The sequence below is a fragment of the Anaerocolumna cellulosilytica genome, assembly GCF_014218335.1.
GTDB classification, from domain to species: Bacteria; Bacillota; Clostridia; order Lachnospirales; family Lachnospiraceae; genus Anaerocolumna; species Anaerocolumna cellulosilytica.
The window spans coordinates 4042810-4057686 of sequence record NZ_AP023367.1 but is presented as its reverse complement, the minus strand read 5'-3'; the positions used below and the strand labels follow the sequence as shown (position 1 = coordinate 4057686).

Sequence of the window (14877 nt, the reverse complement as noted above, 5' to 3'; positions counted from 1 at the left end):
AGTAAGAGTTGTAAGAATGTAATGTATTGTTAGGAAAGCATCTGCTTTATTGCTTTACAACAGCAAGGTTTATATATAAATAAAAAACTCGTCTTCCTTAACAGAAGACGAGTATAAGCCCGCGTTACCACTTCAATTTATCTGTACCTTTCGATACGAGACCTCAGAGAGTACGGCATTTTTTAATGCGTATACCCGCTTGCTATAACAGGCAATCCTGTCGCTGCCTAAGTACTATACAGTATTGATGCATAGCAGTTTGGGGCGCCACTCCTGAGCCATCTTCAGCACAATTTATCTGCTTTTTTTTCACCACCAAAAGCTCTCTGTAAGATTACATAATGCTTACTCTCTCATTCCTAGTGTTTTACTATGAATTTTATATGAGTATAGCAGAAGAAGCTGGGACTGTCAATGATATTTTTTATTCTACAGCTCTTGTGTACTCCTTCAGCCACTGGCATTCTTCGGCGGTCAGATAGGGAGATAATTTTTCATATACTTGTTGGTGGTAATCATTTAAACGCTTGATTTCGGTCTTAGACATATAGCTGGTATCCACTGCATCAAGGTCTATGGGAGCAAAGGTGATGTGCTCAAAATACATAAATTGACCATATTCATTTTTTTCACCACGATGGCACACCAGTTCATTTTCGGTACGGATACCATGACTGCCTTCGATATAAACACCGGGTTCGTCGGTAGTTACCATGCCCTCCTCCAGTACACAGCCGTCATCTCGTTCCGGAACCTTTCTCCATCGGAAACCATTAGGTGCTTCATGGACATTTAATAGATAACCTACGCCATGCCCAGTTCCGCATTTATAATCCAGATTCATTTCCCAGAGAGGCCCTCTCGCCAGAATATCTAGATTAAGTCCGATACACCCATGTAAAAAACGGGCATCAGCCAGATTTAACATACTGCGTAAAACAGCAGTGAAATGTCGTTTTACTTCATTACTTATTTCACCAAGTACCACAGTTCTGGTAATATCAGTGGTACCTTCATAATACTGACCACCGGAATCTACTAACAATAGGCCCTCCGGTTGTAACACGGCATGACTATCCGGACTTGCAGAGTAGTGCATCATGGCGGCATTGGAATTATAAGCGCAGATGGTATCAAAGCTTAATTCAATAAAACCCTCCTGCTCCTTGCGACGTTCTTCCAGATAATCACTGGCAGATATTTCAGTAATTTCAGTTTTTCCGATATTATTTTTAAGCCAGTACATAAATTTTGTAACGGCTACACCATCTTTTATATGAGCTTTTCTCAAATTTTCAATTTCTACCGGATTTTTAGTGGCTTTGGCTAAAACGGTAGGATTGACTTCATCGATAATTTTGACTTCTGATTTCAGATTGTTATAGATTGCATAGTTGACTTTTTTTGAATCTAACAGGATAATTTCAGTAGATGAAATGTCCTTTACGAAATCATAAATAGCAAGATAATCCTTAACTTCTATTTTATCAGTTGTAAATTGTGTTTTAATATCCTCAGATAATTTGTCCTCATCCACGAAGAGATAAGCCTTATCAAGAGTAATGACAGCATAGGAGAGTACAACTGGATTATAGGCGATATCATTACCCCTGATATTAAATAACCATGCAATGTCATCCAGAGTGGTAAGAATATGAACGGTTGCTCCCTTTTTCTTCATTTCATCTCTTAATGCCAATAGTTTATCAGCGGAAGCTTTTCCGGAGTATTTTATATCTAATAGAAAAGCTGGCTCTTTAGACAATTCAGGGCGGTCAGTCCAGATGAAATCGACTAAATCTTTCTCATATTGAATGGATATGTTCTTAGCTTCTAATTTTTGCATTAGATTTTTTCCGAATCTGGCATTAATAATACGTCCATCAAAACCTAATACGCCATTCTTTGGAAGCTTATCTTTTAAGAATTCCTCAATAGAAGGGACACCCTCTTCACCCATTTTAAATAAGGTAATGCCGGTATCACTTAGCTGCCTTGCGGCCTGAATAAAGTATCTGCCGTCCGTCCAAAGACCGGCTTCTTCCGTTGTAACAACTAAAGTTCCGGCAGACCCGGTAAAGCCCGACATATATTTTCTGGCTTTAAAATATTCTCCTACGTATTCGGATTCATGGAAATCAGAGGTAGGTACAATATAAGCATCTATTTGATTTTCAGCCAGTAAGGCACGTAGATGCTGTATTCTTGTTTTAATCATAGTGCGCATTCCTTTCTATTATTAATTTAAATATAAGCAGTTATTGAAAAAGCGACATAAGTGCAAGGGTTTAGCAGCTATGTCGCAAAGATCCTATAATTGTTTGGTTTTAATTACATTTTTTCCGGTTCGTTATATGTTTCGCCAAATAATTCAACAGTTACTGTTTTCATTACCTGAGGAGTTTCCGGCTTGTCGGAATAATCTGTTTTAACCTCAGCTATTTTATTTACTACATCAAGACCCTCTGTAACTTTACCAAAAGCTGCATAAGAGCCATCTAAGTGAGGAGAATCTTTGTGCATAATAAAAAATTGGGAACCTGCTGAGTTTGGCATTTGAGATCTTGCCATGGAAATAACGCCGGCAGTGTGTTTTAAATTGTTTTCAAATTGATTGTATGAGAATTCACCTTTTATGGAGTAACCAGGGCCACCCATTCCGGTTCCTTCTGGATCTCCTCCCTGAAGCATAAATCCACGGATAACTCTGTGAAAGATAAGACCGTCATAAAACTTATTCTGTACTAAAGAAATGAAATTATTAACTGTATTTGGTGCGATATCTGGATATAATTCAATTTTAATTATATCACCATTTCCCATTTCTATTGTAACAATAGGATTTTTCTCTGCCATTTTTTTATCCTTTCTGAAATCAAATGTTTACATTGGACAATTATAACACATATTAATTAGGGTGTCTAATATAATTATTCTCAAACTTAGGGCATTCTAAGTTTTGAAAATAATTCCATATAAACGAGAGTAGAGTTACAAAGGCGTGAATACTAGTAGATTTTCTATATGTTTGTAGGAATAAGTAAAAGTTTTGTTGCAGGGAGTAGACGAATGGAACATTTAATGCAGACCGTAAAAACAAAATATAAAAGTAGTTTAACCTTAGTGTTACTATATTCAGCTGTATTTCTGGTGCTCATAAGCGTGATATATCTTCCATTTATTCTGGAAAGTAAATCAATGGTGTGGGAATATGATGGGATTAATCAGCATTACCCTTCCTTAGTGTATTTTAGTGAACTACTAAAAGGTATATTTCAAGGAAAGGGTTTTCCAATGGTGGACTTTAAAATAGGTATGGGGTTTGATACCATAACTACGTTACATTACTACGCCATAGGAGATCCGCTGAATCTACTATCGGTTTTTGTACCGAAGGAAAATATAGAAGTGTTGTATACTGTTTTAATTTTGCTGCGTTTATATCTATCAGGACTTAGTTTTATGAAGTATTGCAAGGTAAGAAATATATGCTGGTATCCTGCTTTACTTGGGAGTTTGTTGTATGTATTTTGTGGCTATGTGTTTTTTTCTGCTGTCAGGCATCCTTTTTTCATAAACCCAATGATTTATTTACCGTTATTACTGGTTGGAGTTGAGAGGTTATTGAAAAAAAATAAACCAGGATTCTTTACTCTTATGGTTTTTCTCAGCGCAGTCAGTAATTTTTACTTTTTCTATATGCTTACTATTCTTGTATTTGGTTATGGTCTCTTCCGGTCTTATGAATACAGTAAGAAGAGTATGCTGCCATTGGCTCATAAATCTTTCTTGAAGGTTGCCAGGAAAGCCATTTTGTTTTATATCCTTGGAGTTCTTATGGCAGCTTTTATATTTCTTCCGGTATGTGGGGCTTTTTTAAATAACGGAAGACTGAACAGTGGCTATGAACAGAATCTTTTTTTGTATCCTTTTCATTATTATGGGCTTTTGGTTCAGTCTTTCTTAGCCGCCAATACAACGGGAGGTTATTGGACGATACTTACCTACGGGGCGGTAATACCGGCGGCAGTGGCAATCATTTTTACCAGAAAAAACTATAGAGGGCTAAAATGGTCTTTTCTTATATTAACAGCAGGACTTATGTTTCCTTCTTTTGGTTATACCATGAATGGTTTTGCCTATATCAGTAATCGATGGGAATTTGCTTATAGCTTTTTAGCAGCTTTTATATTTGCTGCCTCTTTTCAAGAAGTAGAGAATATGAATAAAAGAGAGTTAGTACTGATAGTGACAGAGAGTGTACTTTATGCCATAGTTGGTATTCTAAGGCCAACCGTCTATATTCTTATTGCCTGTATCTTTTTAGTACTTTCAGTGCTTTGTCTGGTGCTGTTATCGGTAACTGGTAATAAAAAACTGGTAAAGGGATTTTTATTTATTCTCATCTGCTGTAATCTATCTATCAATGGCTTTTTAGTTAATGATTCCCGATATGGGGACTATGTCAGTGAATTTGTAAAGTATAGAGAAGTGGATTCTAGGATAGGAGCGTCAGCAGTAAGTATGCTGCCAATTATTGCAAGCGACGATTTTTACCGGGTGGAGACTTATGGTGACCACTTTTTGAATGAAGGGCTGACAATGGATTTTTATGATGTATCTGGTTACTATAGTGTAATGAACAAACGGGTAACAGAGTATATGTCGGGTTTGGAGTTGGCGTCTCAAAGGGCAGCATACCGATTTGATAATTTTGATGCTCGCGTCAGTGTATCATCTCTTGCAGGGGTTAAGTATTTTGTAACAACGAAAAAGAAATCCGTACCCTATGATTACAAGTATGTATCATCTTTAAAAACGGAGGATAAGACTTATTATTTATATAAAAACAAGAATCAATTATCCCTTGGATTCACCTATGACTCTTATATGCTGAGGGAGGGATATGAGGCGCTTTCTGCTATTCGAAAGCAGGAGGCTCAACTTCGAGGGGGCGTTTTAGAAGAAATACCAGTGGGAATTTCGCTTCATTCTTTAACCGGACGATTAGGAGCCGATGGTTATTCATTTACCGAACACAAGGTAAACTATAGGTATGAGGGGCAGATAAAACCAATGGGAGATTATCTTATAGTTAAGGAGAAGGGAGCAAAGTTACGGATAGATTTTAATGGTGTAGCTGATGCTGAGACTTATTTAAGACTGGAGGGTTTCCATATTAATGAACAGGAGGCTTTAGCAGTTACTCTTAAAGTTAAAGGAGATAAAGGTGTTACCAAGACAATTCATATAAGAAATAAAACAAATAATGCATACTTTGGAAAAGAGGATTATCTTATTAATTTGGGATATTCTAGTGCAGCAATGAATTATTGCGAAATATCTTTTAACCAGCCCGGACGTTATCACTTAGGAGAGCTGGAAGTGTTCACCGTACCAGTCAGGACTTACAAGGAAATGGTACAGGAAAGGCTTCAAAACCAACTGAAAGAGGTTCGCTTAGGTAATAACACAGTATCCGGTAAGATAGATATAGTAAAGGATAGTCTTTTATACTTTTCCATACCCTATAGTAAGGGCTGGAAGGCTTATGTAAATCACGAAGAACAAAGGCTGTTACCTGCTAATATTATGTATATGGCTTTGCCTCTTCATAAGGGGACCTATAATATAGAACTTATTTATACAACTCCTTATCTGAAAGCAGGAGCGGTCATATCGGCAGCAGGTTGGTGCTTATTTATCTTTTTGTGGTATAAGAACAGAACAAGTGAGAAATGAAAGAAATTTTCACAGCTGATTTAAGGAGATTGTATGACAGAAGGAGTGTTACATTTGGATAAAATATCAGTAGTTATACCCTGTTTTAATGAAGCCAAGGTATTGTCTTTATTCTATAGGGAAATGGAAAAGGTTATGAAGCGTATGAATGAGGTGGACTTTGAGCTGATTTTTGTGGATGATGGTTCTAAAGATAATACGCTTGGATTAATTAAGAAATACCAGGAGAAGGATAAAAGGGTACATTATCTTGCCTTTTCAAGAAACTTTGGGAAAGAAGCAGCTATATTAGCAGGTCTTAAGTTCAGTGCAGGTAATTATATTGTTCTTATGGATGCCGACTTACAGGATCCTCCCTATTTACTTGACAAAATGTACTCCCTTTTAAAAGGGGAGGATTGTGATTCGGTAGCAACCAGAAGAGTCAATAGACAGGGTGAACCAAAGGTCAGATCGTTCTTTGCCAGAAGATTTTACAGGTTAATGAATCGGATTTCAAAAACAAATATTATAGACGGAGCCAGAGACTTTCGAATGATGAAACGACAGATGGTAGATGCTATTTTAAACATGGGGGAATATAATCGTTTTTCTAAAGGTATTTTTGGCTGGGTAGGTTTTCGAACTAAATGGATGTCCTATAATAATATAAAAAGAGCTGCCGGAGAATCAAAATGGTCTTTTTGGAAATTGCTTTTATATTCCTTTGAAGGAATTACTGCTTTTTCGACCCTGCCTTTTGCATTTGCCTCCTTTGTGGGTATCTTTTTATGTATAGTTTCTTTTATTAGTATATTTATTATTGTTTTTCGAAAACTTTGTGGGGCGAAATCAGCTTTTGGCTGGACATCTATGACCTGCATAATTCTGTTTTTAAGCGGAATACAATTATTTAGCATGGGAATATTGGGACAGTATCTGTCAAAAACTTATCTGGAAGTAAAGAAGAGACCCATCTATATTATCAAAGAACAGGGATAATATAAAAACATAATAAATATGTTGACATATTTTATAAACAAATCTATAATATGTCTATAAAATAAATAAACTATTCATGGTATATAGATGGAGGTTTGCTATGAAACAGGAAGTTATGGAATATACCATAGATGAGATTAAAGATGGGTTCCGCTTTGAGGAAAAAGATAAAAAATATATCTGCAATCACTGTGGTAGAGAATTTATTGACGGAGAGATACATCACATTGATGGGCGTTTTTTTGAAAGCCGTCTTGCTGTAAAATTTCATATCAAATCAGAACATCACGGACAGTTTTCAGCTCTCTTGGAAAAAGAGAATAAATATCTTACACTAACAGAGAATCAGATAGCTATTTTAAGATTAATTTATAAGGGACAATCGGATAATGAAATTGCCGGAGAGCTTGGTGTTTCACCTTCTACCATACGCCATCAAAAATTTATGTTTCGGGAGAAGGCAAAACAGGCGAAGATGTATCTGGCGGCTTATGAATTGGTATTTGGAGAACCAACAGCAGCAGAAAAACTGGTCTCCATACATAATTCTGCAACTATGGTAGATGACAGATATATTACCACGGAAGAAGAAGGTGAGAAGATTATAAAAACGGCTTTTTCTTCTTTAACTCCTTTAAGACTTTCTAAGTTTCCGGTAAAACAAAAGAAAAAAATTATTATTTTAAAGAAAATAACGGAGTTGTTTGAGTATGGAAAGCGATATCAGGAAAGTGAGTTAAATGAAATATTAAAAAAGGTCTATGAAGATTTTGTTACGTTGCGAAGGTATCTTATTGAATATGGTTTTATGGATAGAACAAAGGATTGCACAGAGTACTGGCTAAAATAAATGAGTAACTTATAAGCAGCCAAGATAGGGGGGATATGGAATGGATGCAAATATAGAACGGTTTTTAGATGAGAATCATAAAATCAAAATATGGCCTGCGAAAAATCAGTTTAAAATTGCTGTACTGGTTTATCTGAGTGAAAAGTTTGAAACAGGTGTTTTTTACTCGGAAAAAGAGGTGAATGAAATCATTAAAAGATGGCATACTTTTGAGGATTTTTTCTTACTGCGACGAGGGCTTATCGACATGCAGTTTCTAAAACGAGCCAGTGACGGCTCTAAGTACTGGAAGAATGATTCTAAAATCAGTAATATTTAAAAAACTGTAATTTATTTATAAAGCGGCGCTGACGGTATAGTCGGCTGCCGCTTTTCATGTATTTTTCTTACTATCAGATTTTGAAATTACGGGAACGTCTAATTAATACTTGTACAAGCATATGTTTTCGTTTATAATGTATAAGATTAAGATTTAGAACCTGTAAGGAACGAAAAAATCCTGGGAAGCCAAGATATAGGAGATGAAGTGTATGGCCAGATCGTATAAGAAAAACGTTGTAATCACAGACAAAACTCAGTTAGATGAAGGTATATTCAGTATGTGGGTAAGGGATGAGGAGATTACAGCAGAGGCAAAGCCCGGACAGTTTCTTTCCCTTTATTGTAAAAGTGGAAACAGGCTGCTTCCAAGACCAATCAGTATTTGTGAAATTAATCATGTAAAAGGGGAATTGAGGCTGGTTTACCGGGTAGCAGGACAGGGGACGGAAGAAATCTCCGGATATCATATTGGTGACAGCATTGAAGTTATGGGACCTCTTGGGAATGGATTTCCTTTAGAAGAGAAAAAAGTAATCCTCATAGGAGGAGGAATTGGTATTCCTCCCATGCTTGAACTGGCTAAACAGATACCGGGCGAAAAGAATATTGTGTTAGGATATCGTGATACCACCTTTTTAAAGGAAGAATTTTTACCTTACGGAAAAGTATATATAGCTACAGAAGATGGAAGTCTTGGTACGAAAGGAAATGTACTGGATGCTATTCGGGAAAACGGACTGGAGGGGGAACTTCTATACGCCTGCGGACCGACACCTATGCTTAAGGGAATTCAAGCCTATGGAGTTGAAAGGGGAATAAAGACGTATTTATCTTTAGAGGAACGAATGGCTTGCGGTATTGGAGCCTGTCTTGCCTGTGTTTGTAAAACCAAGGAAAAAGATCATCACACTAACGTGAACAATACAAGAATCTGTAAAGAAGGACCGGTATTTTCTGGTGAAGAAATTGAGTTGTAGAAACTTGTATAATGTGGATACAATAGGAGCTCGTATGAATAAATAGGCGTTTAGACGCTTTAGATTGGAGTAGGAATGAATACGAAAGTAAATATAGCCGGAATAGAGTGGCAGAATCCGGTAACAACTGCTTCCGGAACCTTTGGCTCGGGTATTGAATATAGTGATTACGTGGATTTAAACAAGCTTGGTGCAGTTACAACAAAAGGCGTATCCAGTATCCCCTGGACAGGTAACCAGACGCCCAGGATTGCGGAAACATATGGCGGGATGCTCAATGCCATTGGCCTTCAGAATCCGGGAGTTGATGTTTTTATGAAGCGGGATCTGCCTTTTCTTAAAAAATACACCAGTAAAATAATTGTAAATGTATGCGGTAAGACTACAGAAGATTATTGTGAAGTGGTTGAAAAGCTGGGAGATTCCTCTGTGGATATGCTAGAGATTAATATATCCTGTCCTAATGTTAAGGAAGGCGGAATTGCATTTGGACAAAATCCCTGTTCCGTTGAAGCAATAACTAAGGAAATCAAAAAGTATGCCCATCAGCCTGTTATAATGAAGTTAAGTCCCAATGTAACAGATATTGCTGAGACAGCAAAGGCAGCGGAAGCAGGTGGTGCGGATGCTGTATCTTTAATTAATACGTTAACTGGGATGAAAATAGATATCCATAAGAGAAAATTTGTATTAGCTAATAAAACTGGCGGACTTTCCGGTCCGGCAATAAAGCCGGTTGCAGTACGGATGGTTAATCAGGTTGCCAATGCTATAAAACTTCCGATTATTGGTATGGGTGGTATTATGACCTGGGAGGATGCACTAGAATTCCTTATGGCAGGTGCGACTGCCGTGGCAGTCGGAACAGCTAACTTTAATAATCCTAGAGCAACCTTAGAGGTGATTCAGGGAATTGAAGAATATATGAAAAAAAATAATATTGATGATATTTTGGAAATAATTGGTTGTGTTAATCAATAAAATATATGGAGGATAAAAAAATGGAACAATACAAGCAGGAATTTATAGAATTTATGGTAGACTGTGGAGTTCTTACCTTTGGTGATTTTGTGACCAAGAGCGGAAGAAAGACCCCATTTTTTATTAATGCCGGAAACTATAGGACAGGTTCCCAATTGCGTAAGTTAGGAAAATATTATGCAAAAGCGATTGAATCTAAGTTCGGACTTGATTTTGATGTATTATTTGGTCCCGCTTATAAGGGAATCCCTCTAAGTGTTACAGCTTCCATGGCAATCAGTGAATTTTATGATAAGGAAATCCGCTATTGTTCAAATCGAAAAGAGGTAAAGGATCATGGCGATAAGGGAATCTTACTTGGAGGACCAATTCTTGATAAAGATAAAGTTATTATTATTGAGGATGTAACGACTGCGGGTACTTCAATTGCGGAAACCATGCCGATTTTAAAAGCACAGGGAGAGGTTAATGCTTTAGGTCTGATAGTTTCGGTTGACCGTATGGAAAGAGGCCAAGGAAATAAAAGTGCACTAGAGGAAATTGAGGAAGTTTATGGGTTGAAAACAGCAGCAATCGTTACCATGGAAGAAGTGGTTGAACATTTATATAATAAGCCTTATAATGGTAATATCGTGATTGATGATACCCTGAAAGCAGCTATTGAGGCATATTACGAGCAGTATGGTGCCAAAGCGGAGTAGTAAAGAGATTTAATAATTGCATAAGCAGCAGATAGGAGCCAAGTATGAGTGAAAAAATCTATAATACAATGAAATCAGTTGGCGTTGGTAATTTAGTTATGGGAATTTTATTTATTGTAGCTGGCATAGCAGGCGGTGTTTTAATGATTATCAGCGGCGGGAAATTACTTAAGAAAAAATCTGAAATATTATTCTGATGAAATGAAACAAAAGAATGTAAGGAATAGGCTGCATAGTGTATTGTCAGATTGGTAATTAGTCCAGATATCAGTCTGAGAGTACACTGGGACAGAGCTTTTATTAATTTTTACTTTAACCAGCCTCTAGATAGACAGGAATCCTATAAATTCTTATTCTACAATTTACTTTACAATATATCAAAAATCAATTATTATAAATATATCTTAAATCTTTATTCTATTAATCTATTATTTCATTTCAAGAATCCAGTACAAATTCAAAAAGTGAGGTGGAAGTGATATGTAAAAGCTATTTTTATACCTAATAATTTAATATCGAAAAGGGGAAAAGTATGAAAATTGCTTTTTGGAGCAGCGCTAAGGGGGGCATTGGTGTAAGCAGTAATTTGGCAAGTATCAGCATAGCTGCAACGATAGAGTATTCTTGTAAGTCTGTACTGATTGAAAATCACTATCAGAAAAACAGGCTGGGAAATATATTAAGATACCAGCAGACCCATCAGTTTAAGGACAATGGTAATACTAAGTGCGGTAACGCAGGAATGGATTATATTTTAAACGAATTTTCCGCAGGAGAGTCTTACGATTTATCCGGTAATCCTATGGATAATATACCAATAACGGTTGGAGGCAGAGAGAGAAATCCTCTTTGGGAACTGAAAGATTCAGGTGATAAAAAGAATTACTATGAGAATATAAAAGATACATCGGTAATCATCAAGGAAGCATCCATGGAAATACTGGATAATTATCTATACTATATCCCTGTTAATCATTATCTAAATCGCTACATATTTGATTACCAGTTAAATGATAATATAGGGAAAATCTTAAAGGCATCAGAAAAATTTGCTGATATTATATATATTGATACATCTAATGAAAATAATCTTAGTTCTAAGTATATTCTTGAAGAAGTTGATTTGGTTGTTGTAAATTTGGTTCAAAATTCATCCATGATAAAATATTTCTTTGACAATTATTCTTCAATCCTAGATAAAAGTGTCTTCTTATTTAGCAGGTATCATAAAACATCTAATTTAAACATTCAAAAAATATCCAAAACCTATTCTATAAATAAATCGGATTTAGCAGTCATACCATACAATATAGAGTATCAGGAGGCAGTCTTAAAAGGAACCGTTGTTGAGTTCCTGTCAAGCAATTACAATTGCAAACGGAAGAACCCCAATTATGGTTTCATGAGAGAATTACGTAAAGCTGTTACTATGATATTTAATAAAAGTGAAGAAATAAATTGGAAGGAGGAGTAGAGGAAAGGTAAATAGTAACTTTAGTCTGCTATTTATAGTGTTCTTTTATATCCATTCTATGACCTTATCATATTTTTATGGTTTCTTTTTGGTCTTTATTTATGCAAATAACCTCTCAAAGTTTAGACTTAAAAAGAAACCGCTGCCTGACTAACGTAATGTTAGGGGCAGCAGTTCTTGTACTAATCGTTATTTATAGAAACTTTTAGTTTACTAGAATTTTGTCTCCATCCTGGGGATTTTGATAGAGCACAACTAGATGTACCTTATCGATACGATTCTTTTCAACTGCATGGACAGTATACACAACGTTGTTATCTGTGACACTTTCCCCGGCTTCGGGAAGATGATCCAATAGATAGATTAAGTGTCCGGCGATAGAATCATAGTCATCGGATTCCAGGTTCAAACCAATAATTTCGTTAATTTCATCTAATTTCGTATTACCATCTGCAAGATATTCGTTATCACCAATTTTACAAATTGCATCTTCTTCGTCGTCATCATATTCGTCTCTAATCTCACCGACAATCTCTTCTAAAAGGTCTTCTAATGTTATTAATCCGGCAGTTGCACCGTATTCATCTAATACAATGGTAAGAGGAATGGAATCCCGTCTCATTTCTTTTAAGAGCTCTGACGTTTTCTTATATTCGTAGGTAAAATAGGGTTCTCTCATAATATCTTTAATGCAAAAATCTTTCTTGTCTCCCTGGTAAAAAAAGATGTCCTTTAAATTTACAATTCCAATTATATTATCCCGGTTTTCACTGAATACCGGAAGCCTTGTATATTTGTCGATGGAAAATATATTTACAAGTTCTTCGTAGGTTAAAGAAACTTCAGCAAAAGCCATATCGACTCTGGGAATCATAACATCCTTTGCGAGAGAATCACCAAAATCCACAACATTTGTAATCATTTGCCGTTCTTCGCTTTCAATGACGCCCTCCTCATGACTGACATCAACAATAGTTCGTAATTCATCCTCTGTAATAACAGAGGGTTTTGCATGTGGATTGATGTGTAAAAGCATTAAAAAAACCAAGGATATCTTATTAATTAAAAAAATAATTGGTGTCATTAGCTTTGTTAATAAATAAATAACTCGTCCATACTTTAAAGATAATTTTTCTGAATAAATAGTTGCTACAGTTTTTGGCATAATTTCACCAAAAATTAATATCAGAACTGTTAGTATTCCAGTTACAATACCAACACCGACACTGTTAAAATGATTAATGGCGAGAGCAGTGGCAATTGATGAGGCAGTCAAATTGACAATATTATTACCGATTAATATTGAACTTAACATCTTTGACGGATTTTCAATCAGCTTATTCACTATCAGTCCCTCCTTTACATTATCTTCGGCTAAGCTACGGATTCTTAACTTGTTTACCGTAGTAAGAGAGGTTTCAGCGGATGAAAAAAAAGCTGATAGTATCAATAGAATACCTAATATAACCAGTTGCGTGACTTCACTCGGGTCCAAAAATTATCATCTCCTAATTCTTAAGTTGTTGGCAAGTATAACGGTATATAGGCTCTTAGCATAATATATCATGGTGAGAAATCGAAAAATGTTATGTTGTGTTATTTTCTTTAACCTATATTGAGCGGTTTTTATGTTAAATAAGAGGATTTACACATAGTATATACATGTAAGAATATTGTATCTATGTGCCTGCCCCTGTGCTAAGCCTCAGGTATAGTGTATGTCGGAGGCAGTTGTTATAAGTGCCATTGGTTTATGTGTTATCAATTGCATTTTTGTACAATTACTCCAATTCTACATGAATATTGTGGTAATGTCAATATTCATAGTTATATTTTAATACAAGTGGTCAATTGTTTCGTAAATCATCTTATTGATTAGAATTTATTAATTCTTATTTTACAGATATTTTACTATTGTGTAATAACCATTTTAGTAGTAAAATAAATATTATTATCAGCGTCATGATATGTCGATTTGCAAGGCTGATAGATGACTCAAGGTAAGTTAACTGAATTATATGACCGAATGAATGGGGGACTTTATGAGAAAAAAATCACATATCTCATTAGCGAAATATTTAATAAAAAGCATGAATGTGGAAGGCTTATTTAACCATAAAAAGTCTTTTTATATAGGAAGTATACTCCCTGATTGTGTCCCCTCTTTTATTACTAGGAGACACACTATAGATGAAACCTTTGAAATCCTAGAGAATGAAATTAAGAAGATAACGGATGATTACGAAGCAGAAAGAGGGTTAACCCGCTATTATACCAGGCATTTGGGCGTAATAACACACTACATTGCAGACTATTTTACCTATCCCCATAATAGATCCTTTACCGGAACTATGAAGGAGCACTGTCTTTATGAGCGTGATTTAAAGTTTGCGTTAAAAGAGTATGTCAAGAGTGAAGATGCAATTAAGGCTAGAGACAAGAGCCATACCATGGAAACGGTAGAAGAGATTCTCCAATTCATAAGACAAATGCATGAAGAGTATTTAAAAGTGGTTGGTAAGATAAAGAACGACTGTATGTACATTGTAGAATTATGCCATAAGGTAGTCGATGCTATCTTAAAGATTTTTGAGTTTAATTATCTGCAGCTTGGTATTGGAGAAATGGAAGCTGCTTAAAAAAGCTTACCTGCTCCATGACTTTTTTATTTCTAAAAGTCATGGAGCTTTTTTTGATTGCTTTCTGAGTGATTTATTCTTAGATGGCTGGGATTTTGAAGTTCAGATTTTTTGGGAATCAATCAAAGTGCAGGTAAATTGGTAATTGAATATGCTAGAATAATTTAGTAGAATAAACGTTGTAAAGAATAATAAGTTCGATTGATGCTCA

At 35.7% G+C, this 14877-nt stretch carries 13 protein-coding genes and 1 other annotated feature; of the genes, 10 read left to right on the top strand and 3 right to left on the bottom strand.

Going from position 1 to position 14877, the window contains the following annotated elements; all coding sequences use genetic code 11:
* Window positions 1-100: 100 nt before the first annotated feature.
* Window positions 101-370 (bottom strand) — a binding site (T-box leader).
* Window positions 371-424: 54 nt separating this feature from the next.
* Both acsn021_RS16830 and acsn021_RS16825 read right to left on the bottom strand, forming a co-directional pair.
* Window positions 425-2218, bottom strand: a complete 1794-nt coding sequence (locus acsn021_RS16830) for an aminopeptidase P family protein (protein WP_184093691.1) — start codon at window positions 2216-2218, stop codon at window positions 425-427.
* A 113-nt stretch (window positions 2219-2331) separates the two neighbouring features.
* On the bottom strand, window positions 2332-2856 hold the full coding sequence (locus acsn021_RS16825; RefSeq protein WP_184093692.1) for a peptidylprolyl isomerase: 525 nt from the start codon (window positions 2854-2856) through the stop codon (window positions 2332-2334).
* Window positions 2857-3069: 213 nt separating this feature from the next.
* Here acsn021_RS16825 and acsn021_RS16820 point away from each other — a divergent pair, with 213 nt between their 5' ends.
* The 9 genes from acsn021_RS16820 (at window position 3070) to acsn021_RS16780 (ending at window position 12027) form a co-directional block, all read left to right on the top strand.
* Window positions 3070-5742: a YfhO family protein gene (locus acsn021_RS16820; protein WP_184093693.1), complete on the top strand. Its 2673-nt coding sequence runs from the start codon at window positions 3070-3072 to the stop codon at window positions 5740-5742.
* Window positions 5743-5775: 33 nt separating this feature from the next.
* Window positions 5776-6723, top strand: a complete 948-nt coding sequence (locus tag acsn021_RS16815; protein ID WP_184093694.1) for a glycosyltransferase family 2 protein — start codon at window positions 5776-5778, stop codon at window positions 6721-6723.
* Between the two features lie 100 nt (window positions 6724-6823).
* Window positions 6824-7573: a DUF2087 domain-containing protein gene (locus acsn021_RS16810; protein WP_184093695.1), complete on the top strand. Its 750-nt coding sequence runs from the start codon at window positions 6824-6826 to the stop codon at window positions 7571-7573.
* A gap of 40 nt (window positions 7574-7613) precedes the next feature.
* The gene (locus acsn021_RS16805) at window positions 7614-7892 is read left to right on the top strand and encodes a DUF2087 domain-containing protein (RefSeq protein WP_184093696.1); all 279 of its coding nucleotides are present in this window, start codon (window positions 7614-7616) and stop codon (window positions 7890-7892) included.
* A 202-nt stretch (window positions 7893-8094) separates the two neighbouring features.
* The gene (locus acsn021_RS16800; RefSeq protein WP_408626130.1) at window positions 8095-8871 is read left to right on the top strand and encodes a dihydroorotate dehydrogenase electron transfer subunit; all 777 of its coding nucleotides are present in this window, start codon (window positions 8095-8097) and stop codon (window positions 8869-8871) included.
* A 75-nt stretch (window positions 8872-8946) separates the two neighbouring features.
* A complete protein-coding gene (locus acsn021_RS16795) occupies window positions 8947-9852 on the top strand; it encodes a dihydroorotate dehydrogenase (protein ID WP_184093698.1) in 906 nt (301 codons plus the stop codon).
* Window positions 9853-9872: 20 nt separating this feature from the next.
* On the top strand, window positions 9873-10553 hold the full coding sequence (pyrE, locus tag acsn021_RS16790; protein WP_184093699.1) for an orotate phosphoribosyltransferase: 681 nt from the start codon (window positions 9873-9875) through the stop codon (window positions 10551-10553).
* A 44-nt stretch (window positions 10554-10597) separates the two neighbouring features.
* A complete protein-coding gene (locus tag acsn021_RS16785) occupies window positions 10598-10750 on the top strand; it encodes a hypothetical protein (RefSeq protein WP_184093700.1) in 153 nt (50 codons plus the stop codon).
* Window positions 10751-11085: 335 nt separating this feature from the next.
* On the top strand, window positions 11086-12027 hold the full coding sequence (locus tag acsn021_RS16780; RefSeq protein ID WP_184093701.1) for a hypothetical protein: 942 nt from the start codon (window positions 11086-11088) through the stop codon (window positions 12025-12027).
* Between the two features lie 205 nt (window positions 12028-12232).
* On the opposite strand, the gene acsn021_RS16775 is transcribed toward acsn021_RS16780, so the two are convergent.
* Complete coding sequence (locus acsn021_RS16775) at window positions 12233-13522, bottom strand: HlyC/CorC family transporter (RefSeq protein ID WP_184093702.1); 1290 nt, start codon at window positions 13520-13522, stop codon at window positions 12233-12235.
* 547 nt (window positions 13523-14069) lie between these two features.
* On the opposite strand from acsn021_RS16775, the gene acsn021_RS16770 reads away from it, so the two are divergent.
* On the top strand, window positions 14070-14666 hold the full coding sequence (locus acsn021_RS16770) for a zinc dependent phospholipase C family protein (protein ID WP_184093703.1): 597 nt from the start codon (window positions 14070-14072) through the stop codon (window positions 14664-14666).
* The last annotated feature ends 211 nt before the right edge of the window (window positions 14667-14877 follow it).